Genomic DNA, 24,193 nt, shown 5'->3' on the forward strand with positions numbered 1-24,193 from the left:
GCTACCATCTGCGGCTATGATACGCGACTATTCCTGCTGGAGCCCCTTCATAAACTGCACGATCTTGTCGTTCAGGCCAGGGAGACCTTCGTGGCCGAAATCCGGATAGATTTCAAGCTTCACAGGCGACTTCATTTTGTTAATGGCGGCGAACTGGGTCGATGGCGGGCAGATCGTGTCCATCAGTCCTACGCCAACCATAACGTCGGCCTCAATGCGCGAAGCCAGGTTCTGAATGTCAATATAGCCAAGCTTGGTGAAAATTTCATCTTCGCGCTGATGCTGCGGGTCGAACTTACGGAAATAGGTACGGAGTTCCTCGTACGCATGAACGCTGAGATCCATTTCCCATACCCGCTTATAATCGCTCAGGAACGGATATACCGGGGCCGCCTTCTTGATTCTCGGCTCCAGCGCGGCGCACGCAATCGTCAGTGCTCCGCCCTGCGACCAGCCCGTCGCCCCCACGCGGTCTGCATCGACTTCCGGGAAGCCCATCACGATCGCCGCCAGCTGTGCGGTGTCCAGGAACACATCACGGAAAAGCAGCTTGTGCGGGTCCTTGTCGCTCAGGCCGCGGATAATATGTCCATGGTGCGTGTTGCCGACCACACCGCCTTTATCCTCGGACAAGCCGCCTTGACCGCGGACGTCCAGCGACGCGATGGAGAAGCCCATCGCCGGGTAGACCATTTTATCCATCCAATCCCCGCTGTCTCCCGTATAACCGTGAAATTGCAGCACGGCCGGGTGAGGCTGGGCAGCCCCTTTTGGCCTGGCATACTTGGCATGAATTCTCGCGCCGTTCACCCCGGTGAAATACAGCGAAAAGCATTCGGCAAACGGCACTTCAAAATCCGCTGGAACGAGTTCCACCTGCGAATCAACAGCCCGCATTTCTTCTAGTGCCTGCGACCAGTATGTATCAAAATCATCCGGCTTCGGATTTCTTCCTTCATACTGCTTCAACTGGGACAGCGGCATATCTACGAGTGGCACAATCATCAACCTTTCTTTGTTTACAAAGTCAATTTAGTCATTTTTAATCTTACTTACATTCGCCCGTTACCGTTTTAATTCCTGCCCGTGCCTGCAACCAAAAAGAAGCTATCCTCGACATGGTTTGCTAACCCATCCATAACAAGTTTTTTCCACTTGCGCTCGCCTTGCTCACTCAACTACCTTACCATTTTTCTCATAACCCCGATAAGGTGAAAAAAAGCGGCAGCTGTGCTACAATACTTGGGTTGTAGTTGCAGGTGGTATTTCATTTAGGGGGTACACGACTCGTCATGCTTATTATTGGTATCGCCGGCGGCACTGGCTCCGGCAAAACGACGGTGGCCCGTTCGGTCATCGATCGTCTCGGTTCGGGAAAGGTCACCTTCATTTCCCAGGACAATTATTACAAGGACAACCCTCATCTTAGCCTGGCGGAACGGGAGCTGATCAACTATGATCATCCGTTCGCCTTTGATAATGAACTACTTATCGAGCATTTGTGCCAGTTAAAAGAAGGCCAAACCGCTTACGCGCCGGTGTACGACTTTACGGTTCACGCCCGCTCCTCGGTCGACAAGGTGGAGCTGACGCCGAACAATATCGTCATCATCGAAGGCCTTCACGTCCTCTCGGACGAGAAGCTGCGCGAGATGCTCGACATCAAGGTGTTCGTCGACACCGATCCGGACGTCCGCATTCTGCGCCGCGTCCTGCGCGACATTGAGGAACGCGGACGCAGCATCCAGTCGATTCACCAGCAGTACCTGGCGACTGTAAAGCCGATGCACGAGGCCTTTATCGAGCCATCCAAAAAATACGCCGACCTCATCATTCCCGAAGGCGGGGAAAACGAAGTCGGCATTCAGCTGCTGTCGATCCTGACGGAGAAGTTCCTGACGGGCGACCGGAACTGGTCGGACATCTAAACTCGGCTTGAGCGGTTTATAGAACCGTTGATTCCCAGCGGGCAGCGAACAATAAACCGGACAAGCCAATACAGCCCTTCGCAATCATGTGCGAAGGGCTGTTTTCTATGCACGAAAGGATCATATTTATGCCAAAAAATTGAGGCCTTAGCCTCTCCGTACAACCGGCAGCCGTGCCCTCTAATCCGCCGCCCTATTTCCGGGTCAGCTCCCGGATCAGCCGGAAAGCCGACCTGAAGCGCGGCCGTCTCAGATGCTCATGGACATAGCCGTAATGGGTCAGCTCCACGCCGGCGTCCTTCAAGCCGTACGCAAAGTCGTCATCAAAGGGCAGCCGGAACTCCCACACCCGCTTCTCCCACTGCGGAATGTTAGCCAGCATCCACGCATCCTCCGCACCGGGATGAATGTAGGTCTCTGATACCCCTTCCGGCAGGGCGTACAGCTTGGCGATGATCGACCGTTTGAAGCTGTCATACGTTTCCCCTTCCACTAATCCGAAGGGATGGGACAGCAGATAGTCGGGGATCGGCACTCCGAAGGTGTCCGCCAGCGCCGCCGCTTTGGCTACCGGGCGTTCAATGCCGCTCAGCGAACGAAGGAGCGGGTCATCGGGGTGGATGTAGCGGAAAAAGCGGGAAGGCAGGCCCCAGCGTGAAATTTTCCAAAAGGTCTGGGGCAGCAGGCTGCGCCCCGTCTCCATACCGTACAGGCTGCCCATGTGGTTGTCGACATGGCTGATTCGGATGCCGGCCTGCTTGACCCGTTCGTACTGAGCATCGATCTCCTTCACGACGGCGCCCGTCTCTGCGCCCAACTCAAATTCCCTGACCGTCCGGTACTGCTTGCCTTCGGCGTCATGCAGCGACGGGTGCCCGGTCAGACTGCTCCAGCGCAGGGCGTCGAACTCGCTCGTCAGGGTCAGGTGCAGCCCCACATTAGGCTGCTGCCGGCGCGCAGCCCAGTCGGCCGCCTCTTCAAAACCGGGCGCCACCGCCATGATCGTCGCCGAGGAGACCTTGCCCTCCTCGAGCAGATGCATGATGGCCCGGTTCATCGCCGGGCTCTGTCCGAAATCGTCACAGTTGATGATGAGCCTCTTGGCCATGCTTCACCTCTCCTTTCCCCGTCATATGAAAATCAAACCGGGCCATAAAAGATATCACAACCGATATGACCAATAAGCATAACGGCACGACACTGATCAGGTAACGAAACGTCGCTTCCGGATTCGATCCCGGATTGTCACCGCTTTCATAACCAAAGATCAGGCCGACCACGTAAAAAGCCAGCGCCGAAATCAGCCCGCTTGACCGGGTAATGAACCCGCTGACTGCCGTATAAATGCCCTCGCGCCGCCGTCCGGTCCGCTCCGCATCCTCGTCGATAATACGTCCGCTGACCATCGCCGGCGTAACGAGGAAACCGGCCAAACCAAAACCTACCGCGATGCCGGCCGCCACGCCGCTCACCAGGTTGTAGCCGAACCAGAGCGGAATGACCGACAGACCGTACAGGATGAGCGACAGCCGCCAGGCTTTCACGCCGTCCATCCGGCGGACGATCCAGTACCATACGCCCACGAGCGGAATGACCGATACAAACACGGCCGCCAGCAGAATCGACACCTGGCCCTCCGAAATCCGCAGCACGTATTTGGCGTAGAACGGGATCATGGAGCTAACCAGCCCGTTTACGGTTTGGGCGAACGAGTTCGATACGTTGAAGATCCAAAACTTCTTGTTGCTGAGCGTTTCCTTAAAGGCGGCTCCAAGCTTCATCGGTTCCGCGTTGCCAGGGTCCCGCTGCTCCCGCACGCTAAGCATGCAGATGAGCATGCAGATGCCGAACACGAAAGCATACACGATCGCCATATTGGAGAAGTTGATCGCCGCGTAAATGATAGGCGTCAGGGCAGTGGCGATGAGAAGAGCCAGCACCTGATAGCCCTGCTGGATGGCGGAGGCTTTGGCCCGGATTCGGTCGCCGCGGAACAGCTCGGGAAACAGCGCCCCGTAGTTGACCCACAGAACGGTCGCCACCGCCTCATACAGCACCAGCGTCACCAGAAACCAGGTGAACAGCCCGTTTTGCGATAATCCTCCCGGCGGGGAGAAGACCAACACGAAGGTAAGCATAAACAGCGGAATGGAGGCAAATACCCACGGCCTGCGCCGACCGTAGCGCGTTTCGGTCCGGTCCGACCAATAGCCGAACAGCGGATTGTTCACCGCATCCCAGATCAGGAAAATGGTTCTGGCGAGCGTGGCGAGCCCGACGCCGAGTCCCAGCTTTTCCACGTAAAAATAGCTGTAAAACGAACTGAATGCCTGACTCGGAACCATCATCGCAAACATCCCCAGCGCAAAGGCGTACGGCGAATTTACCCATCGGCGCGCCATGTGTATTCCTCCCCTACGAGAATAGGCTTCCTGGCCTAAGGCCTTACTGAAATACTATTCAACAAATGGATGATTTTACCTTTGTGATTCAGTGAAAAACCATTTTTTAACCAACCCTTCGGATGTTAGAGCGTTCTATTCATAAGCTATAATTTGGACCAGCAGGTCGTCCTATGCTTTGTCGCCATGCAGTTCACCTATGACAAGCAAAAAAATATGACAATGAACTACCAGGAGGGATACCAATGGCATTAGTCGTCGGAGCGATCATCGTACTCGCTGCGTTAAGCTTAGCCTTTGAGCTCAGCAGGGGGAAATCGGCGAAAAGAAAATACATGGTGTGGGGAATCACGACGATGCTGCCGATCGCATTTGTATTTTCGTGGCTTGTTGCGTTGATATACGGGGACTGGATCGCCCATGACGGGTTCGCCGCCATCGGCCTCATGATGCTCCTGATCCCGCTGTTCTTTTTGACCGGGGTGATTCTTTTGCTGATCGGTCTCTTCAAGAAGGAGAAACAAAGCTAGATAACTAGCTGTTATCCCTAATCATTCGGATACATTCGCAATAAGCACAATTGCCAAGACATCCCGTACTAAAACAAAAAAATACTCCGGCTCTACGTAGTAGAGTCGGAGTGCAATGAACAACTATACATTTTTCACAACCATCGATCTAGGCCACCCGGCGCAGCCATCCCCCGCCGGTCTACCCTACCGCCTCGGCCTTCTTGGACATGTTGCGCTGCGCGGTGATGAGGTTGTAGTAGATCCCTCTTTTAGCCACAAGCTCGGCGTGCGTGCCGACTTCGGCGATCTCGCCCTTGTCGAGAACGATTAGCCGGTCGGCATGCCGCAGCGTAGACAGGCGATGCGCGATTGCCAGCGTCGTCCGGTTGCGCGTGACCCGCTGCAGCGCCTCCTGGATGGCGCTCTCCGTATCGATATCGAGCGAGGCCGTCGCCTCGTCGAGGATCAAGATCCGCGGGTCGTTCAGCACCGCCCGGGCAATCGCCAGCCGCTGCCGCTCTCCGCCGGACAGGTTGCCGCCGTTCTCCTCCAGGCGTGTATCATAGCCATCCGGCAGGCGCAGGATAAAATCATGCGCATTGGCGATCTTCGCCGCCTCAAGCACTTCCTCGTACGTCGCTTCCGGCTTCGAGTACCGGATATTGTCCAGGATCGTGCCGCTGAACAGAAATGTCTCCTGCAGCACGACGCCGATCTGCGAGCGCAGATGCGCCTGCTCGATCCGGCGGATGTCCACTCCGTCGATGAGGATCTCGCCTTCATTGACGTCATAGAACCGGGAGACGAGGTTGATCAGCGTCGACTTCCCTGACCCGGAATGTCCAACCAAGCCGATCATTTCCCCCGGCTTGATCTCCACATTAATTTCCTTCAGCACCGGCTCATACGATTTGTAGCCGAATATCACATTCCGGAATGTAATCGTTCCCTGAATCGAATGCTTGACGGACGCCTCGGAGTCCATTACCTCCGGCTGCTCATCGATCACCGAGAAGATGCGGTCCACCGAAATAATGGCATTAGACAGCCATCGCGGCATAAACATCAGCCACGCAATCGGACCGTATATCATCCCTGCGTAGCCGCTGAATTGCACCAGCTCCCCAAGGGACATCTGCTTGCCGAGAATCATATTGCATCCGATGAGGAGCACGAGATACTGCCCCATCTGGATCAAATAGTTCGAGATCGGCGACAGGATACTGAATACTTTCTCGGTCTGGATAGTCGCCGCAGCAAACTCGGCATTGTACTGTTTGAACCGCTTCACCTCGCGCTCCTCTTTGCCGAACGCCTTGACGACGCGGATCCCGCTTAGCACGTCATGCAGGAAGGAGTTCGCCTTGTCGTACACCCTCCACTGCTTGCGGAACAGCTTCCACAGCACGCCTTTCCAAATATACCGCTGGATGTAGGCGACGAGCGGCGCCGGCAGCAGCACAACGCAAGCCAGGCGCCAATCGGCTGAGAAGAGCAGCACGCTCGCGGACACGAGAATAATGAGCTGAAAGACAGCCGTCGTAAAAAGCTCCTGAACCAGATTGCGGATCCGGTCCGTATCCGAGGTGACCCGGTTCATGATGTCCCCAGCCCGCTGCGTGGTCAGAAATCCGAGGGACAAGCTCTGAATCCGCTCATAGACCAGCTTGCGCAGGTCGGCCGCAATTTGCGAGCTGACCCCCGCCATGATCCGCCCTTTGATGATGCCGAGCCCCTCTCCGCCGACAAGGACGAAGAGCAGACCGAGAATGGCCCAGATGAACACGGGAACGCTCGGTGATTGGCCGGGAGGTGGCTGCAGCGAGGAATTCACCAGCAGCTTTTGAAAGTAAGGGCCGGCCATCGATATGGCGGAAGCCGCCAATGTCACTGCAAGCCCGATCGCGAACGTTTTTTTGTGATTCATCGCCACTGAGACCAGCCGCTTGAAGGCTGCTGCCTTGTTCATGCACTTCGGGCACACCCTCGTTCCCGGTATGAGCGAACCGCCGCAGCTGGCGCAGACCGGCTCCTCTTCATCGTTGTATATGCGGATTGTCCGCTGCCTCGACAGATCGTTCAAAATCTGGGCGATATAACCGTACCTCGCCGCGTGCTTCATGGACAGCCTCGTAAGAATAAATTTGGTGCCGGCCTCGTCCCCCTCCAGCACGGCACTGCCGATCAGCGGCACCACCTTGTATTCCTTCGCGTCGGTAATCAGACGGCTGTCGACCACACGGCCCTCCAGCAGCAGGGCCCATCTCTGCTCTCCAATTACGAAATAACCTTCCGTTCGCTGCCCGCCCAGCGTCAAATCGACAGGCACGCAGTAACGGATATGCTCCCCCACAGCCTGCGAGGCGGCCTCCAGCTCGCGCTCCGGCAGTGTAAAATTAAGGTTCATGAATACCTCCGTCCTTGTATCGACAGGCGTCGAAGTTCAACCTACATGCATACCTCAACCATCTTGTATTCCTTGTCGCTCAGTCGGTCCAGATGCGGGATAATAAACCGGTTGCCGTCCACATCCACGATCAGCAGCCGGTTTGCGGTCATCAGCTTGACGCTCCCGCCGCCGCCGCGAACCGTGAAGCGGCAGCGCCCCGAGGTGGTTTCCGCATCCCAATACGAATATCCGAACTCCTCTTTGACGGAGAGAACCTTCGAGATTTCAGGGGCAAAATACCGCAGCTCCACCTGCTCCTCCAGCATCCGCTGCGTTTCCTCCGGGAACTCGTCCAGGGAGCGGATCATCCCGATCTCCTCATTCTCGACGGTTCGAATCGATAGATAGATCCGCTTATTCGTATGCGGAAAAGAGCAGTGCACGTACACTCCGGCGTGCTCCTTGCCCCCCGCCTTCACGTTCAGCATATGGCCTTCCGTCAGGGTAAACACCGTATCGTCCGGGGACAAATAACGGATTTGCGCCGCCTCCGCGAGGCCGGGGCTGGTCCCGCCGTCCTCGGGCCGGAGAATCTCGCTAACACTTACATCCTTAAGCGTCATGCCGTAATCACCTCATTCATCTTCAGCGCCTCGTCATGCTTTTTGACCAGGTCGTAATAAGCCCCTTCCTTCACCAGCAGCTGTTCATGCGTCCCCTCCTCCACGATCTTGCCTTGCTCCAGCACGACCAGATAGTCGGCGTTTCTTAACGTGGACAAGCGGTGCGCAATCGCAATCGTCGTTCTTCCCTTGATCAGCGTATCGAGCGCCTCCTGGATTTGCAGCTCGGTCTTCGTATCGAGCGAGGCGGTGGCCTCATCCAGAATCAGTATTTTCGGATTATGCAAAATGGCCCGGGCAATGCTGAGCCGCTGCTTCTCGCCCCCGGACAGGTTATGCCCTCCGGTCCCGACAATGGTATCGTAGCCGTCCGGCAGCTTCTCGATGAAGTCGTGTGCGCCGGCCACTTTGGCAGCGTGAATCAGGTCGGCCAAGGTGCAGTCCGGATCGGCATAGGCGATATTTTCCGCGATGCTTCCGGACATGACATAGACGTCCTGGGATACTATGCCGATATGCGTCCGGAGGGACGCCATGGACACATCCTTGATCGGGATGCCGTCGATCCGGATCTCTCCTTCAGTGACGTCATACAGCCTCGGAATCAGGTTGACCAGCGTCGATTTCCCGGCCCCCGAATGCCCGACGACGCCGATCATTTGACCGGGCCTTGCATGCAGCGACACCCCTTTCAGGATCGCCTTGTTCGGCTCGTAGCCGAAGGTGACGTTCGATATGCGGATTTCGCCCTGCATTTCCGTAAGCTGCATCGCGTTCGGCTTTTCCACCACGTCGGGCACCGCGTCATGGATTTCAAAAATCCGCTGTGCCGCGGACATACAGTAGGACCACCAGTTCATAATATTGTTCATAAACTGGATCGGACCGTACAGCAGGAGCATGTAGTTCATAAAGGTCATGACTTTACCGAACGTAAAATCCCCCTGCATGACTTTCCAGCCGCCAAAGCCCCAAATGAGAATGCCGCCAATTTGCGTCAGAATGTTCAATACGGGAAACAAGGTTACGCCCATTTTGTTAAAGGACTGCTCCGCATCGGAAAAAGCCCCGCTGGCCCGCTGAAAACGGGCATTCTCCATCTGCTCCTTCCCGAACGCCTTCACCACCCGCGTGCCGCGGATCGTGTCGCTGATGATGGCATTCATCGCGCTGACCCGCTTATGCCGCCTGATGGACAGCCTCCACAGCTTGGGAAATACTTTGCGGACGAGCAGGAACACGAAGGGGAGAGGAAGCAGGCACAGCAGGGTCAGCTTCCAATCCATGATCAGCAGAACGGTGACGATTCCGATGATATTCATGGCATTGACCACGAAATACGAAATGCCGTCAACGAAAAAATACTGCAGTTCGGTCGCATCATTGTTGATGCGGGTCATCAGCTGCCCCGTCTGCTTCTTCTCAAAGAAGCTTAAGGAAAGCCGCTGCATGGCATGGAACACGCTCGACTTCAGGTCAAAGGCAATATTCGCCGCCATCTTGGCGTTGATGACGCCGAAGATGACCCCAAACAACAGCGAGAGCGTCCGGAACACGATAATAAGTGCGATGACCAGCCCGATTTGGCCTGCGAACGTGCCTTTGCCGCCCAAGGCCTGGTCGAACAGCAGCGTACCTTGAAAATAAGGAATGACCAATCCCGCCGCCGAGTTCAGCAGCATAAACAGCACGATCCAGAACATTGAAACTTTATACTTGCCCGCAAAGGACAGCAGCCTGCCGAAGACGGCGTGCTTCTTCATACATTTGGGGCAAACTTGGCGCCCCTCTTCGGGGTAGATCATACCACACTTCGGGCATGTGGCCCGCTCCTGGTCGTCCCGCAGCTCTTCCGGACCGAGCTCTTCGCTTTTCTTCAGCTTCTCGAAAATTTTGGCCAGCCTGGCTGCGCTCCGCATGCCGCCGTTCGTGAACGCGGCAACGGCCCTCTCCTCCGGTGCCTTGATGACGACCATGCCGGAGGCTACCAGATTGACGATGCTCAGCGATTCGATGTCCCGAATCTTCAGCGCCTCCAGCTCCCAGTCGGCCTCTTTTTCCGGGGAAAGCCCTTTCAATGGATTGTTTGCCGCATACCCGCTGTATGTCTTCTCCCGCGCTGGCGCCTGGTCATGGGATAAGATCAACAGCTCCTCACGGGTCAAAAGTACATACGTATCCCTGAACCCGTTCTCCAGGGCCCGGTCGCACAGCAGCCAGCAGAGCACGCTTTCACTTGCCACGCCGTGCTGCGCCAGTGCGTTCATGATTGCCTTTGGAAGTGTATCCATGAGTCCTCCAAATTCTGTTGTCTTTTCAGTCGTCTTATTAGGTACGAAATATCATACACCCTTTACCCCTCCCAAGAAAGGGAAAATTTACTTATCACAAAAATTTTACACACTGAATTTTGGGCAACACCAGCTCCCTTCGGTTTACACGATTGCTAAATTCCCTCATACTAGCGGGAGTTTGCACCGGCTTTGATTCAGATCCTTTAGCGCAGGCCTATTGAGCACATCCATTTCAATAAGCTAAAAAGGCCCCCCTCCGCCGCGGCCCGGCAGGAAGGAAGCCTTTTTATCCTAATATATACTTATTCATCTGCTCTGCTGAATATTACTTCGTTGCGTTTTTCCAGTCGGCAGCAAATTTCTCGATGCCTTGATCTGTCAGCGGGTGTTTTACCAGTTGAGCGATGACGCTGAATGGAACGGTAGCAATATGCGCACCGGCCATCGCTACGCGGGTTACGTGGTCTGGATGGCGAACCGAAGCAGCGATGATTTGAGTGTCCAGGTTATGAACGCGGAACAGCTCAGCGATTTTGGCCACGAGCAGCACGCCGTCTTCCGAGATGTCGTCCAGGCGGCCCAGGAATGGGGATACATACGTTGCACCTGCGCGTGCAGCCAGCAGAGCCTGGTTCACGGTGAAGATCAGGGTTACGTTCGTTTTTACGCCTTTTTTCGTCAGGTAACGGCAAGCTTCAAGACCAGCCAGCGTCATTGGCAGCTTGATCGTGATGTTCTTGTCTCCGCCGTTGATTTTGATCAGTTCATCGGCTTGTGCGATCATATCTTCTGCAGTTTCCGCATCCGGAGTAACTTCTGCCGATACGGATTCTACTTCAGGAACAGCCTTCAAAATTTCTTCGATGCGGTCTTCGAACTTCACGCCTTCTTTGGCAACCAGAGAAGGGTTTGTCGTCACGCCGGAAAGTACGCCGATTTTATATGCTTTTTTAATGTCGTCCAGGTTTGCAGTGTCGATGAAAAATTTCATGATTTCACTACCTCCACTTATTTTTTTCTTTTATATAAGTTGAACCATTAAAATGGATAATGGGGCAAGTACGTAAAATGTTCCTACGATCGCTCTTGTTTTCGGATTTCTTGATAGTACAGAACCAACTTAAGGTAGAAATCCGAAAGCCAAACACGAACGCTTCGCTTCTTCGGAATCCTTTTACTCCCTTGCCTGCATCCTATTCATTAGTTCAACTTATTTATTTAGATTAGTTCTTGACTACAGCATGGCCGCCAAATTCGTTACGGAGCGCGGCAACTACTTTACCTGTGAACGTATCGTTCTCCAGGGAACGGTAACGCATCAGCAGGGACAAAGCGATAACCGGTGTAGCGGTCTGCAGATCAAGAGCTGTTTCCACAGTCCATTTACCTTCGCCGGAAGATTGCATAATTCCTTTAATTTCGTCCAAGTTCGCGTCTTTGGCAAAGGCTTTTTCCGTCAATTCCATCAGCCAGGAACGGATAACGGAGCCGTTGTTCCATACGCGGGCCACTTTTTCGTAGTCAAAATCGAAATCGCTCTTCTCCAATACTTCAAAGCCTTCGCCGATAGCTGCCATAAAGCCGTATTCGACGCCGTTATGCACCATTTTCAGGAAGTGGCCGCTGCCGGATTTGCCAGCATACAGATAGCCGTTCTCTACAGCGGTGTCCTTGAAGATCGGTTCAACGATGTCCCATGCTTCCTGATCTCCGCCGACCATGTAGCAAGCGCCGTTACGAGCGCCTTCCATACCGCCTGAAGTACCTACGTCGAGGTAGCTTACGCCGAATTCCTTCATTTGATTGTATCTTTCAATCGACTCTTTGTAGTGCGAGTTGCCGGCTTCGATTACGATGTCGCCTTTGGACAACAGTGGTTTCAGCTCGTCAAGAACCGAGTCTACAACGGAGTGAGGCACCATGATCCACACGATTCTTGGCGTTTCCAGCTTGGACACAAGCTCTTTGATGCTTGCAGCGCCTTCGGCGCCTTTGCTCTTCATGTCTTCAACAGCGGCTGTGTTCAAATCGAATGCAACGACGCTGTGGTTATGATCCATCAAATTTTGTCCCAAATTCAAACCCATTTTACCTAATCCAATCAATCCGACTTTCATTATAATTCCCTCCACACCATGCATTTTCTCTATTTTTGTTTATTGAAACCTTTACCAGTATGGTTTACAACCTGGATCAAGATTGACCCACAAGTACCTTCTCTTCTTCTTTCACAACTTCAGGCTCTGTATCCAGCCACCATTTGAAGCCGTCCTCGGCCAGCAGCTGGTCAGACGCTTCAGGTCCGTTCGAACCTGCAGGATACTGATGAAGCGGAACGCTGTCCTCCTCGAAAGCATCCAGAATCGGCTGCACGTACTGCCAGGACAATTCGACTTCATCCCAATGGGCAAAGAACGTGGAATCCCCGCGAACCGCATCGAAAATCAGGTTTTCGTATGCTTCCGGTACATCCTTTCCATTTTCATGGAAGTGGATACGCATCGGCTCCAGCTTGGAATCGTTCCGCGGATTCTTTTTGTTCAATTGCATAAAGATGCCTTCGTTCGGATTGATTTCAATCACGAGAAGATTCGGATCGTTGGTGGTATTTTGTCCCTTCAACGGCTCCTTAAATTCAATGACGATCCGCGTAGATTTTTCCTTCATTCTCTTGCCTGTGCGAATGTAGAACGGAACGTCGCTCCAGAAGTAGTTATCGATCCAGAGGCGTGTAGCGATAAACGTATCGTTCTTCGAGCCCGCAGGAACGCCAGGCTCATCGAGATAACCGGGAACTGGCTTCCCTTGCATTTGACCGGCGGCATATTGGCCGCGAATCACGTTCTTCGCGATATCTTCCTTCTGCAGCGGACGAAGGGACTGCATAACGTTCTTCTTCTTCATACGGACTTCGTTCGCATCGCCTCTGCCTGGAAGACGCATACTAACCATCATCAGCACTTGCAGCAAATGGTTCTGCACCATATCGCGGATTGCGCCCGAGTTGTCGTAGTATCCAGCTCTCTCTTCGACGCCGACGGTCTCACTTGCCGTAATTTGGACGTTGGCAATGTGATGGTTGGACCACAGCGCTTTGAGAATCGGGTTGGAAGACTCGAGGATTTCCAGGTTTTGCACCATCGGCTTACCGAGGTAGTGGTCGATGCGGTACACTTCGCTTTCATCAAACGCTTTGCTGAGCTGCTCGTTCAAATGGCGCGCAGACTGCAGGTCGTGTCCGAAAGGCTTTTCGATAATCAGACGTTTCCATCCGCTTGTCGAACCAAGTCCGCTGTCTTTAATATTTAAGGCGATCACGTCAAAAAACTCCGGCGCCACCGAGAGATAAAACATGCGATTCTGAGGAATGTTCAATTCCTGTTCACGCGACTCTACTAGGCTCCGCAGCTTATGGTAATCCTCCACTTGATTGGCATCAAGGACGGTAAACCGGATCGTTTGGAGAAAAGCTTCCAAAGTGGCCGGATCGTTTACGGTTCTTCTTGAAAAAGTTTGCAGCGATTTCGCTACGTTTTGCTGAAAATCTGCACTAGATTGTTCTCTGCGGCCCAAGGCGATAATCGAGAACGCTTCAGGCATCTTTTTATCTATAAACAGATTGTAGAGTGCAGGGTATATTTTTCTCTTTGCCAGGTCCCCTGTTCCTCCAAACAAGACAAATGTCATGTTGTCCACGTATGACTCCTCCATTCCATTCCCACCAAAAACCATGCGCATGCTGGCAGATAAATCCGTTGCAACAAGGTTACTTTTAATAACCTGTTGAATTCACATTGGCAATCATAAACCCATTTAAGCGATTAGTCAACAGATTCTTGTCCAAATTATGAACGGAAATAAAATCCCTTTGATGACAGCGCTTTCTATGATATTATAATGGCAATGTATGACCATTGACGGCTGGATTTGGGAATCTTTTGGAATCCTTACAGAGATCATAACTTGTTAATATTAAGTAACCAGTGCACACAGGGGGGTCAGCACTATGGATGAGAAACGCGCCAGGCTTTTATGCGAAAAGGTCGAGCTCGCACACCAGATTACGGGAAAGAAGTGGGTCAGCCTGATTGTTCATACCCTAATGGAGGAACCAAAGCGTTTTAGCGAAATTCATGCATACATCCCTGATCTCAGCAAACGCATGCTCAACGAACGCATTAAAGAGCTGGAGGATAACGGGATCATTATCCGCAATGTCATTACCGAGCGGCCGATCCGTACGGAGTATTCTCTGACACGCAAGGGAACCGAACTCGGCAGAGCGCTTCAAGCTGTGGAAGAATGGGCCGAGAAATGGTTCTAACCCGAGCCGGTATCATCATGTCTTATCATTTGCGAAAAGGAAAAAGATCAACCCCACCGGAGTTGATCTTTTTTAGATATGAAATGGCCGCTGTTACCGATAGAATGTTCATTCTAATCTGGTTGGAACAAAGCCGTACAGTTTTGTTTATACATGACATGCCGCATGCGTTGAACAGGGGGATCGATTTTTACAAAAATGTCTTTCGCATTGTCTCCAAGTATTCCTCAATCGGCACGGACTGTCTGAGACGCATCAATTCATGGGCCGCATTCCCCACGAGCGTACGGAACTGCCTGTTCTTGCCGGTGGCCAGATCCGAAATGACATCCACGATCGTTTGAGGATCATCCGCGTCGGCTCCCTCCGGCTGTTCCAACCGCTTCTTCAGCCGGGCCGTGAGCTCATCGTAGTCGTGAATGTCGGGATTCGTGCTCCAGACCATATTGTTCATAAAGTTGTTCCCCGACGATCCTCCCTGCTCCACAAGCCTCAGTTCGATATTCAGCGGTTTCAGTTCGTAATAGAGGCCCTCCGTCAGTCCCTCAAGGGCAAACTTGGACATGTTATACAAGGACCCCAGCGGAACCGCGCTTGTCACGCCCATGAAGGAGCTGATATTGATGAACATCCCTCCCCCGTTCGCCCGAAAATGCGGCAGCAACGCCCGGATCACATTAATCGGTCCCCGTGTGTTTACGGCAAACTGCCAGTCAATCGCCTCTTCTTCGGCCAGCTCAAGCGCCCCGTAAGTGCCCATCCCGGCGTTGTTAACGACAACGTCGATGGTGCCGAAGGCATCGATCGCCTGCTTCGCGGCGGTTTGAACCTGGTCTACATCCGTCACATCCATTTTGAACAGTTGAATGTTGCTGTATGCCGTCAGTTCCGTTTCTTTTTCCGGCGTGCGCATCGTTGCCGCTACATTCCAGCCCATTTTCGCAAAATGGATGGCCGTTAATTTACCCAGACCCGAGCTGGTTCCGGTAATTAATAACGTTTTGCTCATTGTATAAGCTCCTTTCGATTATTATATTGAACGTTCATTCTAGCAGACTGAAAAAACCACACCTATGGTGCGGCGTTATTTGGCAACCGACTTCCAACAGGAGTTAATGACCGTCTCAATCACTTCATCCGTCAGCGTAAAATGCTTTTGCAAATGCCCTTTGACCAGGTAAGCCATCGTGCCGTAATGCATTTGCACCATCATGGCCGGCTCCTGCTCAATGAACAGCTGGTATTCGATCGCTTTCGCGTACAGAGCCGCCATCGGCTTACACCAACCGCCATCATACGATTCCCTTTTGACGGCATCGTTAATATACGGAGAGAACGAATACTGTTCGATAAACTGAAAACCTTCCGGATGTGTAAGGCTGACTTGAAACACTTTCTCCCAGGCGCGGTTAAAACGGGTCCGGATCGGTTCCTTGGCGTCCATCCCCCGTGTTACATACTCTCCGTTGTATAGAACGATCGCTCGATACAATTCGTTTATAATTTCTTCCTTACTTGAAAAATAATGATAAATACTTCCGGTAGACACGCCCGATTCCTTGGCGATCAGCGCCATCGACGTCGCCTGCAGCTCTTTTTCGATAATAATACGCAGCGTCGTTTCCAGCACTGCCTGCTGAACTTTGTTATATTTCTCAAACATGATCGGTTTAGCCTCCAGCCTGCTTTCGAAATTTGAATCACGATAGAACGTTCATTCTAATCTTAACGATCCCTGGTCGTCTTGTCAAGGGACACTCGAACGGAGGATAGACACCCTGCTCCAAACCGCATTATATAGTAGAAAAAAAGCCAACCCGGCATCATCCTCCGGATTGGCTATAAAGAGTATAACATGGAGAGCCCTTTTAGGCGTGGGCTTTCTCCTTCTGCCGAACGGTGTGAAGCGCCTCGCTCCAGGACACAAGCTGATCCAGCATGGCATGAACCGCCGCTTCCTGATGGGCGCCCGGCTTCAGAACCGTGTAATTTTCAAAATCGGTATGCAGGGACAGCCCCACCTGTGCGCGAACATCAGCTACCATCAGCTCGCCAAGGATCAATCGAAGCGCCTCCGCTGCACGCGAGCCTCCGCCGCCGCCATAAGCCACAATGCCTGCCGCCTTGTTGTTCCATTCATAGTACAGGAAATCGATGGCGTTCTTCAGTGCTCCGGGTATGGATTTGTTGTATTCGGGAGTCACGAACACGAAGCCGTCAAACTCGGCGATTTTCTTCGACCATGCCACCGTATGTTCCTTGGAGTACTGCCCCATAATCGGGGACATCGGCTCATCAAACAGCGGCAGCCGGTAATCCGCGATATCGACCAGTTCAAATCTGGCGTCGCTCCGACTGCTTGCGATTTCATGCACCCAGCGGCCGATCGCCTCCCCGTTGCGTCCCGGTCTGGTACTCCCAATAATAATTCCAATATTCATCATGACTTCATAACCCCTTCCATGATTCAAAATAGATTAGTAGCTCATAAATAGATTAGTAGCTCATAAATAGATTAGTAGCTCATAAATAGATTAGCAGTTTATTCATAGGTTACAGTAAGTACTTACTGTCATTCAGGGTATATTTCATTCACAGGTACTCACTCACAGCCATCCCGTCACCCGGCTCTCGCCTTGTTTACTCAATGGTTGCCCCGTAGGCGGCCTCAACCGTATAATAATCGCCTTCCGCCCCTTCGATCAGATCCTTGATCTTGTCATAATGCACTGAGAAATCCGCCTGTTTAAGCCAGGATTGGTGGGCCTCTACACTCTCGAACAATGCAATGGCTATGGCCCGGTCCCGATGGGATGCGCGCAGAAGGCGGCTCCCAAGAGCTCCATTTACGGTGTCCTGTTCTGCAAAAGAACGCAGCTCCTCAGATTGAATCCGCATGAATTCGTCCAGCTTGCCCGGCTTCACTTGAAAGGCATTGACCCACACGACCGGTTTTCCGCCCTTTTTATCATCTCCCATTTCCATTCCTCCTTTATTTTAAACAATGCCAAGCTAATCATGACTGTCAGTACTTACTGTCATTTATGGAACCATCTTATTCCAGAATATGCCGATTGTCAAGAGAACGAATCATCTTTCAGTTGAAGGTCCATTGCCGCCTGTATTCAACGCTAAGTTTTGTACATTGTATAATGAAACCTATGTAAAGTTGCTCGCTTGTAATAATTATAGTATACATATGTATAGTGCTTTTTTTGATAGAACAGGATTGGAGGATGTTATGCAACCACGTTCCAAAAAAAAGAAGAAAATGAGCCGGCTCCGCAAGTGGATGCTCAGCATCACGGCTGTAATCGCGCTCCTGCTGATCGGAGTAGGCGGATTCCTTGGATTTTTGCATCATAAAGCGATATCAACCTTACATAAAATATCGGCTGCCGCCGAATATTACGCACCCCAGTCCCAGCAGCAGGAACAAGGGGAGGCCGTCAGCGAACCGCCGGTTGAAAGCGTAACCGAGGCCGACATGAAGCCGATGACTTTTCTGCTCGCCGGAATTGACAACCGCGAAGGCAGCGGGGGAACGATCAATACCGACGTGATGATTTTGGGGGCGCTGAATCCTGAAAAGAAATCGGCCAGCTTAATATCCATCCCCCGGGATTTAAAAATCAGCCAATCCCAGCTGGGGACGCACAAAGCCAACTACTATTACGCCCATTACTATATCAAGGACAAAAAGGCGGCCATGGCCGACACGAAGGAGTTCTTTGGCGACTTGTTCCACATTCCGGTCGATTACATGGTTATGATCAACTTTGAAGGATTCCGGCAGATCATCGATGCCGTCGGCGGCGTCGATGTTGACGTCGACATGGACATGCGCTACAAAGATACGGCGGACGGCACGGATATCAATCTGCGCAAGGGTATGCAGCATCTGGACGGCAAGCAGGCGCTCGACTTCGTCCGCTACCGGAAGTCCAACGACGGATCGTCGCCGTCTTCGGATTTTGACCGGAACCGGCGTCAGCAGCAGGTGCTGAACCAGGTCCTGGACAAGCTCACTTCATTTAAAGGCATCAGCCAATGGGGGCAGGTGCTGGACATTATCGGGGAACAGGTCCAGACGGACATTCCCGCGAAGAACATGGAACGTTGGCTCCTCAATTACAAAAAAATGAAACCGGACCAAATCCAGATGCAGACCGTCGAGGGCCAGTGGAAAAGCCCCTATGTGTATTGGAATGAGCAGCAGCTCAAAGAAGCACTGACCGTCTTGGCCGGTGAGCTGGACCAAAAGCCGAAGAGGCTGTCGACCCTCGGGAACCGTATCGGCTTATATTCCGGAGAGTAACTCATTAGCCTTTCCGGAAAGTAGGGATGGGGATCCGACCCAAATTTGCGTGAGCACCCTTAGAGGGTGCTTTTTTATTTTCGATGCTTATCCAATATTGCGAGGAGGGCGATGAATCCGTAATAGAAATTCTTCTACGAGCATCGGCCTGGAAAATAACAAAGGGCCACTTGTTTGTGGCCCTGGATGGTATAGGAGGTATTCGGGACGGTTATTTGGCAGCCGACAGCTCGCTTCCCGTAACCCACATATGGTTTTTGACCGGATCGCCGCCCGTCGTTGGCTCATAATCCACCATATACACCGTCGTTTTCTCGGCGGAATCGATCGTCGCTTTGGCGCCCTTCATTCCCGGCATATGGTCCGCCTCCAGAACGACCTCGTCCCCTGGCTTGAACGGCTCGGCCCCGGCGTTCTCGATCTCCTCGTGAATTACCCACTTGTGGTTCGTCACCTTGGGCCCGCCGGTTGTCGGCGTGTAGGAGACAGCATAGGCCGTTGTGTCATAGGCACCGACAATGGTAGCCTTGGCGCCCTTCATCCCTTTCATGTGGCCGGCCTCGATGATCGCTTGGCTTCCAACTTTGAAAGCCGGATTCGCCGCTTCTTTCACCCCTGCGGGAACTTCCCCGGAACCGGAATGATGCATCTCGTCCATCTGGTCCATGTTCTTGTCCGAATCATCCGCTGCCTGCTCGTGCTGCGACGGGGTCACGGATGCCGGCTCCGACGCGGAGTCATTATTTTGGCACCCTCCAAGCACCAGCATGGCCGCGGCGATGAGCATAAGCCATTGTTTTTTCATCATGTCAGCACTCCTTTTCGTCTTCAGAATGACTGTCCTCTTTTAATATACCCTAGTACCCTATACTATAATCATGAACATTGCATGACATCCATTGTGCCCATAACGTTTTCTTTTAAAAACTCCGCTCCAATAAGCAGCCGTTCAATCCGAAGATCCATGGGAAATGACGAAAGAACCTTCCTTTCAGACAGGGCCACTATCCGGGAGCCAGTCCGGTGTCCCCAACGCAAAACGCAAAAAAGCATGCCATCCTTTCGGATGACATGCCGTATAACGAACTTATTAGAACGAATCTAACGAGGTCAGAGCTTCCCCTCCAAGTAAGACAAAAACTCGAATGCCGTCGTGCCGTACACATGCTTGTAATGGCGGTTCAAATGGGCCAGATCCACAAACCCGCAGCTGCTCACCGCCAGGTAAATGTCCCGGTGCTTTTCAATCAGCTGCCGGGCCCGCTCCAGACGGCAGTTCAGGAAGTACTGGTAGGGTGAGAGCCCGGTATTGGCCTTAAATGCCCGGATGAACTGGTATTTGGACATCCCGAACTCTCCACTGATTTCGTCCAGGCGAAGCACATGCTCCAGGTTCTCGTGGATCCGCTCCTTGGCTTTGCGGGTGAACGACGGGGCCTTGATGTCCATCGGCCGCAAAATGTCCTGCGAAAAGTGGCCTGCAACCCGAAACAGCAGCTCGCTGCATACATCCTCGGATTGGCCGCCGGCAATGGCGGTGGACAGATCGAGAATGCTGCGCCGCAGCCCCGCGTCGTACACGATCGGGTCGGAAAAGCGGAGCACTTCCTTTTTCCCCAAAGCCTCCAGGAATTGATCCGGGTGAATGTACAGCATGACATAATCGATGCCGGAGCGTTCCTGCGACCAGCCGTCATGCGTCTGCTCAGGATGAAACAGCATCACACCGCTGCGGTGGGAGGACTGCAGGCTCCCTTCCAGGTCGTACTGCTGAACGCCGCGGAGGGTGACGCCGAGCGCGTACTCCTCGTGGCAGTGCTTTTTATACGTAAAATCGGCAATGCTCGCCGACAGCGCGGTAATGCCCGCCGCCTGCTTATACTCGAACCGTTCCATCCTCCGCTCACCCCCTCGCGATATCTGTGATCCCGGATACCATTACGGCCGAGTATACCAGAAGCAGGGCGAAAACGATATTCGAGATTTTTTGGTATTTTTGCAGAATACCCTTGAGCAGCGTGCCGAACAGCCCCCAGGAAAAATAGGCGGCAACGCCAATCAGCGAGACCAATCCCACAAAAAGGGCCAAGACCCAACCTGAAGAATAATAGGGCATGACGTAAATGGGAATGACGGTAATGGTGAACAGCACCACCTTCGGGTTCAGAAACTGCATCCAAAATCCCGACATAAATGACGCCGTCTGCTTGGCCGCCGCCTTGGACACGTCCATGCGGTAAATCTGGTATGCCAGGTACAGAATAAACAAGCTGCCGGCGATCCTTAGTACCGTAAGAACGACGGGCATCCCCGTAGCCAGCTCCCGGTTCACCACGACCGAAGCGGCCACCAGCAAAGAGTAAGCGATAGAAGCCCCGGCAATATATTTGGCCGCCTGCCTGAAGCCCTTCTGCCGGACCGCCGCCAAAATGACGATATTCGATGGCCCCGGCGTAAAGGTAACAATGACACAGTACAGCAGAAAAGAAGCAATGTTCATGTTGGATACTCCTCACACCGTCGTTTTTTAGCATTATAGGGTGCGGGGCCGGCAGGCGGATAGTACATTATTGCAGGGGCTTCTTCAGCCGCTCTCCTGTTTTACTTCTGCACAATCTGAATCAGGTTGCCGCATGTATCGTCGAAGACGGCTATCGTAAGATCGCCCATTGGGGTCGGCTCCATCGTAAACTTCACTCCGTTTTCCAACAGCCGCTTATACTCGGTATGAATATCCTCCACACCAAACATCGCTGCCGGGATGCCATCAGCAAATATCTTCGTTTGATACTCCTTGGCAGCAGGATGGTTATTCGGTTCGAGCAAGAGCTCGGTGCCGTTCTGCTCGTCCGGAGAGACAAGCGTGATCCACCTGTATTCACCGACGGGAACGTCCTCCTTTTTAACAAACCCCAGCTTTTCTGAATAAAACTGAAGTGCCCGGTCCTGGTCTGATACAAATATACTGGTCACAACGATTTTCATCCTTTGTGCCTCCTTTGAAATTGGTGTGGGTGCTCTCGTTACAATCGGCACCTTTACATTACTCTACCCATCCCTCCAGCAAATGTTTAAGCGGCTCGTTGTTGAAAATAATGACTCGATATTTTCCCTTCTTTTCTGTCATGACGAGCCCTGCCTCTTCCAATGCAGCAAGATGTTTGGCAATCGCCTGCCGCGAAATGGAGAGCTCATGCTTCATAATGAGACGTACCGTAAGTTCATACAACGTCAGCTCGTTACGCTCGGATAGCTCGTCTAACATAAGCCGTCGAGTCGGGTCGGCAAGAGCTTTGAATATAGCGTCTTTGTCCCAATTCATAAACCCATTATAAGCAACCCCGAGGTTGCATGTCAACAATAAGCAACTGTGAGGTTGCATGAACTCAACAGGGCAAGCCAATATAAAAACCGCGCCGAAGCGCGGTTAGATAACAGCTGCACTGTATGCTATTACAGCTCTGCGGTCTGCAGCCGCTGTGCTTGGCCGGGACGTTCGCCTTTGGCCAACATCTGGTTGATCGTTCCGATGAGGGCCGGCAGCTCGGCCAGCGTATCGATCGTAAAATCGGCCCCGTTCGCCAGGAACGCCCGTCTCGTGCGCTCAATCGCCTCGGCCCGCTCGGCCGCGGACAAGCGGTCGTATTCCTCCTGGCTTAAGCCCATCTCCGAGCTGCCGATGACGACGCCGATCGACCATACACCGGCCTGTATGCCTTCCTGGATATCGGAGGCCGTATCGCCGGCCTTGACCACCTTCCAGGATGCGGACAGCTTTAGATGCTCCATGTTGCGGTAAATCATGTACGGATACGGTCTCCCGTAAGATCCCGTTTCGTCGGGGGTGACGAGATGGTCGGGAGAATACCCCTTTTCCCGTGCGCCCTGAGTGACGACGTCCATCATGGAACGTGTATACCCTGTAGTGGAGCCGATCTTCAGTCCGTCCGCCCGCAGCGCTTCCACCGCCTCGATCACGCCGGGTATCGGATCCGTATATTCGGTCAGGGAGGCCATCAGCGCAGGCTCAAACGCGGCGTACAGTCGGTGCACATCCTCTTCGCTGAAATCCCGTCCGTACTTGTCCTTCCAGAGAGTAGAAATCCTCGGCATAGACAGCATGGCGCGGATGTGGTCGATTTTGAGCATGCCCATCGGTGCTCTGGCTTCCTCCATCGTAACCTCAATGCCAGCTTGGTTGAAAATATCGACAAATACGTTCACCGGCGCAAAGCAGCCGAAGTCCACGGCCGTTCCGGCCCAATCCAAAATCACGCCCTCGATCCGGTTCATCGCTTCATCCCTCCCATATATTCCTCGATTATACCGCACAACTGCTCGATGTCTTCCTCATAGATCTCCCCGATGTTACCGATGCGGAATGTATCGACGTCCGTCAGCTTGCCGGGGTAGATGACGAAGCCCCTTTCTTTCACATAGGCGTAAAAGTCGGCAAAGCTGAAATGCTGCCCCTCAGGGAACAAAAACGTCGTAATGATCGGCGACTGCTTCGCTTCCTCGATATAGGCGTACAGCCCGATGCCGGCCAGCCGGTCTCGCAGCAATCGGTTGTTCCGGCGGTAGCGTTCAAACCGGGACGTTACGCCGCCCTCCTCCGCCAGCTCGTCAAGCGCCTTCGCAAAGGCCGCCACGACATGGGTGGGCGAGGTAAACCGCCATTTGCCGTCCTTGTCCATGCCCTTCCATTGGTCATAGAGATCCAGCGATAGGCTGCGCGCCGTGCCTTGGAGTTCCTTCAGCTTCTCCAGTCTGGCAATGACAAACCCGAAGCCGGGTACGCCTTGAATGCATTTATTGGCGCTGCTGATCAAATAGTCGATTCCGAGGCCTGGCACATCGATGGCGATGCCGCCGAAGCTGCTCATGGCGTCGATGATCAGCGTTTTGCCGTAGGCTTGGGACAGCGCAGATACGGTTTCGAGCGGATTTAATATGCCCGTCGTCGTCTCGCAGTGAACCATCGCGATATGGGTAATGGAAGGATCGGCTTCAAGCAAGCCGCGAAGCTCCGATTCGTCGGGATGCCGGTCATAGTCGATGCGATATTCCGCATAGTTCAAGCCGATATACCGCGCCATCTGGACGATCCGCTCGCCGTAGGCGCCATTCGTGATGATCAGCACCTTATCCTGGTCGGAAAGGGCCGAGGTCATGACCGATTCGACCGCAAACGTGCCGCTTCCCTGCATCAGCACGGCGGTGTATTCCGCGGGATCGGCGCCGGCGATGCCGAGCAATTGGGACCGGATCCGCTGCGTGATCGATTTATAGTCATCGTCCCAGGTGCAGCGGTCCAGGAGCATTTCCTCTTTCACCGTACGGGTCGTGGTCAGCGGCCCGGGGGTTAACAGCTTGTATTGGTTCATGGGTAAGTCACTCCCT

General features: G+C 53.1%; 24 protein-coding genes. 4 read left to right on the top strand and 20 right to left on the bottom strand.

The window, feature by feature from the left end:
* Positions 1 to 27 precede the first annotated feature (27 nt).
* A complete protein-coding gene (locus MKY74_RS02530; RefSeq protein WP_076173215.1) occupies positions 28 to 999 on the bottom strand; it encodes an acetylxylan esterase in 972 nt (323 codons plus the stop codon).
* 293 nt (positions 1,000 to 1,292) lie between these two features.
* Here MKY74_RS02530 and udk point away from each other — a divergent pair, with 293 nt between their 5' ends.
* The gene (gene udk / locus MKY74_RS02535) at positions 1,293 to 1,928 is read left to right on the top strand and encodes a uridine kinase (RefSeq protein WP_076173077.1); all 636 of its coding nucleotides are present in this window, start codon (positions 1,293 to 1,295) and stop codon (positions 1,926 to 1,928) included.
* A 193-nt stretch (positions 1,929 to 2,121) separates the two neighbouring features.
* On the opposite strand, the gene MKY74_RS02540 is transcribed toward udk, so the two are convergent.
* Both MKY74_RS02540 and MKY74_RS02545 read right to left on the bottom strand, forming a co-directional pair.
* Positions 2,122 to 3,036, bottom strand: coding sequence for a polysaccharide deacetylase family protein (locus MKY74_RS02540; protein ID WP_076173078.1), 915 nt, complete (start codon positions 3,034 to 3,036; stop codon positions 2,122 to 2,124).
* On the bottom strand, positions 3,008 to 4,330 hold the full coding sequence (locus MKY74_RS02545; RefSeq protein ID WP_076173079.1) for an MFS transporter: 1,323 nt from the start codon (positions 4,328 to 4,330) through the stop codon (positions 3,008 to 3,010). Before MKY74_RS02545 ends, MKY74_RS02540 begins: the two co-directional genes overlap by 29 nt.
* 245 nt (positions 4,331 to 4,575) lie before the next feature.
* Here MKY74_RS02545 and MKY74_RS02550 point away from each other — a divergent pair, with 245 nt between their 5' ends.
* Complete coding sequence (locus MKY74_RS02550; protein ID WP_076173080.1) at positions 4,576 to 4,860, top strand: hypothetical protein; 285 nt, start codon at positions 4,576 to 4,578, stop codon at positions 4,858 to 4,860.
* Between the two features lie 181 nt (positions 4,861 to 5,041).
* Here MKY74_RS02550 and MKY74_RS02555 read toward each other — a convergent pair whose 3' ends face one another.
* The 6 genes from MKY74_RS02555 to zwf all read right to left on the bottom strand — a co-directional run bounded on the left by MKY74_RS02555 (position 5,042) and on the right by zwf (position 13,844).
* Positions 5,042 to 7,249 (bottom strand): ABC transporter ATP-binding protein, encoded by a 2,208-nt coding sequence (locus MKY74_RS02555; protein ID WP_076173081.1) that lies wholly within the window; start codon positions 7,247 to 7,249, stop codon positions 5,042 to 5,044.
* Positions 7,250 to 7,290: 41 nt separating this feature from the next.
* Positions 7,291 to 7,854: a DUF1854 domain-containing protein gene (locus MKY74_RS02560; RefSeq protein WP_084204013.1), complete on the bottom strand. Its 564-nt coding sequence runs from the start codon at positions 7,852 to 7,854 to the stop codon at positions 7,291 to 7,293.
* Positions 7,851 to 10,145 carry an ABC transporter ATP-binding protein gene (locus MKY74_RS02565; RefSeq protein WP_076173082.1) on the bottom strand — a complete coding sequence of 765 codons (2,295 nt, stop codon included), beginning with the start codon at positions 10,143 to 10,145 and terminating at the stop codon, positions 7,851 to 7,853. The genes MKY74_RS02560 and MKY74_RS02565 overlap by 4 nt, the downstream gene beginning before the upstream one ends.
* Before the next feature lie 328 nt (positions 10,146 to 10,473).
* Positions 10,474 to 11,139 (bottom strand): fructose-6-phosphate aldolase, encoded by a 666-nt coding sequence (gene fsa / locus MKY74_RS02570; RefSeq protein WP_076173083.1) that lies wholly within the window; start codon positions 11,137 to 11,139, stop codon positions 10,474 to 10,476.
* 232 nt (positions 11,140 to 11,371) lie between these two features.
* Positions 11,372 to 12,265: a phosphogluconate dehydrogenase (NAD(+)-dependent, decarboxylating) gene (gene gnd, locus MKY74_RS02575; protein WP_076173084.1), complete on the bottom strand. Its 894-nt coding sequence runs from the start codon at positions 12,263 to 12,265 to the stop codon at positions 11,372 to 11,374.
* A gap of 76 nt (positions 12,266 to 12,341) precedes the next feature.
* Positions 12,342 to 13,844, bottom strand: coding sequence for a glucose-6-phosphate dehydrogenase (gene zwf, locus MKY74_RS02580; protein ID WP_076173217.1), 1,503 nt, complete (start codon positions 13,842 to 13,844; stop codon positions 12,342 to 12,344).
* Between the two features lie 310 nt (positions 13,845 to 14,154).
* Here zwf and MKY74_RS02585 point away from each other — a divergent pair, with 310 nt between their 5' ends.
* Positions 14,155 to 14,472: a winged helix-turn-helix transcriptional regulator gene (locus MKY74_RS02585; protein WP_076173085.1), complete on the top strand. Its 318-nt coding sequence runs from the start codon at positions 14,155 to 14,157 to the stop codon at positions 14,470 to 14,472.
* Positions 14,473 to 14,662: 190 nt separating this feature from the next.
* On the opposite strand, the gene MKY74_RS02590 is transcribed toward MKY74_RS02585, so the two are convergent.
* The 4 genes from MKY74_RS02590 to MKY74_RS02605 all read right to left on the bottom strand — a co-directional run bounded on the left by MKY74_RS02590 (position 14,663) and on the right by MKY74_RS02605 (position 17,451).
* The gene (locus tag MKY74_RS02590) at positions 14,663 to 15,481 is read right to left on the bottom strand and encodes an SDR family oxidoreductase (RefSeq protein ID WP_076173086.1); all 819 of its coding nucleotides are present in this window, start codon (positions 15,479 to 15,481) and stop codon (positions 14,663 to 14,665) included.
* Between the two features lie 75 nt (positions 15,482 to 15,556).
* Entirely contained in the window at positions 15,557 to 16,135 is a 579-nt protein-coding gene (locus MKY74_RS02595) for a TetR/AcrR family transcriptional regulator (protein ID WP_076173087.1), read from the bottom strand.
* A gap of 205 nt (positions 16,136 to 16,340) precedes the next feature.
* Positions 16,341 to 16,916 carry an NADPH-dependent FMN reductase gene (locus tag MKY74_RS02600; RefSeq protein ID WP_076173088.1) on the bottom strand — a complete coding sequence of 192 codons (576 nt, stop codon included), beginning with the start codon at positions 16,914 to 16,916 and terminating at the stop codon, positions 16,341 to 16,343.
* A gap of 196 nt (positions 16,917 to 17,112) precedes the next feature.
* Positions 17,113 to 17,451, bottom strand: coding sequence for an antibiotic biosynthesis monooxygenase family protein (locus tag MKY74_RS02605; RefSeq protein WP_076173089.1), 339 nt, complete (start codon positions 17,449 to 17,451; stop codon positions 17,113 to 17,115).
* Between the two features lie 262 nt (positions 17,452 to 17,713).
* Between MKY74_RS02605 and MKY74_RS02610 the strand changes: the two genes are divergently transcribed.
* Positions 17,714 to 18,790: an LCP family protein gene (locus MKY74_RS02610; protein WP_076173090.1), complete on the top strand. Its 1,077-nt coding sequence runs from the start codon at positions 17,714 to 17,716 to the stop codon at positions 18,788 to 18,790.
* A gap of 211 nt (positions 18,791 to 19,001) precedes the next feature.
* Here the strand turns inward: MKY74_RS02610 and MKY74_RS02615 are convergent, their stop codons facing one another.
* The 7 genes from MKY74_RS02615 to phnW all read right to left on the bottom strand — a co-directional run bounded on the left by MKY74_RS02615 (position 19,002) and on the right by phnW (position 24,177).
* Positions 19,002 to 19,595 (bottom strand): YdhK family protein, encoded by a 594-nt coding sequence (locus tag MKY74_RS02615; protein ID WP_076173218.1) that lies wholly within the window; start codon positions 19,593 to 19,595, stop codon positions 19,002 to 19,004.
* A 305-nt stretch (positions 19,596 to 19,900) separates the two neighbouring features.
* A complete protein-coding gene (locus MKY74_RS02620) occupies positions 19,901 to 20,686 on the bottom strand; it encodes an AraC family transcriptional regulator (protein WP_076173091.1) in 786 nt (261 codons plus the stop codon).
* A gap of 7 nt (positions 20,687 to 20,693) precedes the next feature.
* Positions 20,694 to 21,290 carry a LysE family translocator gene (locus MKY74_RS02625; protein WP_076173092.1) on the bottom strand — a complete coding sequence of 199 codons (597 nt, stop codon included), beginning with the start codon at positions 21,288 to 21,290 and terminating at the stop codon, positions 20,694 to 20,696.
* A 101-nt stretch (positions 21,291 to 21,391) separates the two neighbouring features.
* Entirely contained in the window at positions 21,392 to 21,775 is a 384-nt protein-coding gene (locus MKY74_RS02630; RefSeq protein WP_076173093.1) for a VOC family protein, read from the bottom strand.
* 58 nt (positions 21,776 to 21,833) lie between these two features.
* Positions 21,834 to 22,112 (bottom strand): ArsR/SmtB family transcription factor, encoded by a 279-nt coding sequence (locus tag MKY74_RS02635; protein ID WP_076173094.1) that lies wholly within the window; start codon positions 22,110 to 22,112, stop codon positions 21,834 to 21,836.
* 131 nt (positions 22,113 to 22,243) lie between these two features.
* Positions 22,244 to 23,083, bottom strand: a complete 840-nt coding sequence (gene phnX, locus MKY74_RS02640; protein WP_076173095.1) for a phosphonoacetaldehyde hydrolase — start codon at positions 23,081 to 23,083, stop codon at positions 22,244 to 22,246.
* Positions 23,080 to 24,177: a 2-aminoethylphosphonate--pyruvate transaminase gene (gene phnW / locus MKY74_RS02645; RefSeq protein WP_076173096.1), complete on the bottom strand. Its 1,098-nt coding sequence runs from the start codon at positions 24,175 to 24,177 to the stop codon at positions 23,080 to 23,082. Before phnW ends, phnX begins: the two co-directional genes overlap by 4 nt.
* Positions 24,178 to 24,193 lie beyond the last annotated feature (16 nt).

This window comes from Paenibacillus sp. FSL R5-0378 (assembly GCF_038009285.1).
GTDB lineage: Bacteria > Bacillota > Bacilli > Paenibacillales > Paenibacillaceae > Paenibacillus_AQ > Paenibacillus_AQ favisporus.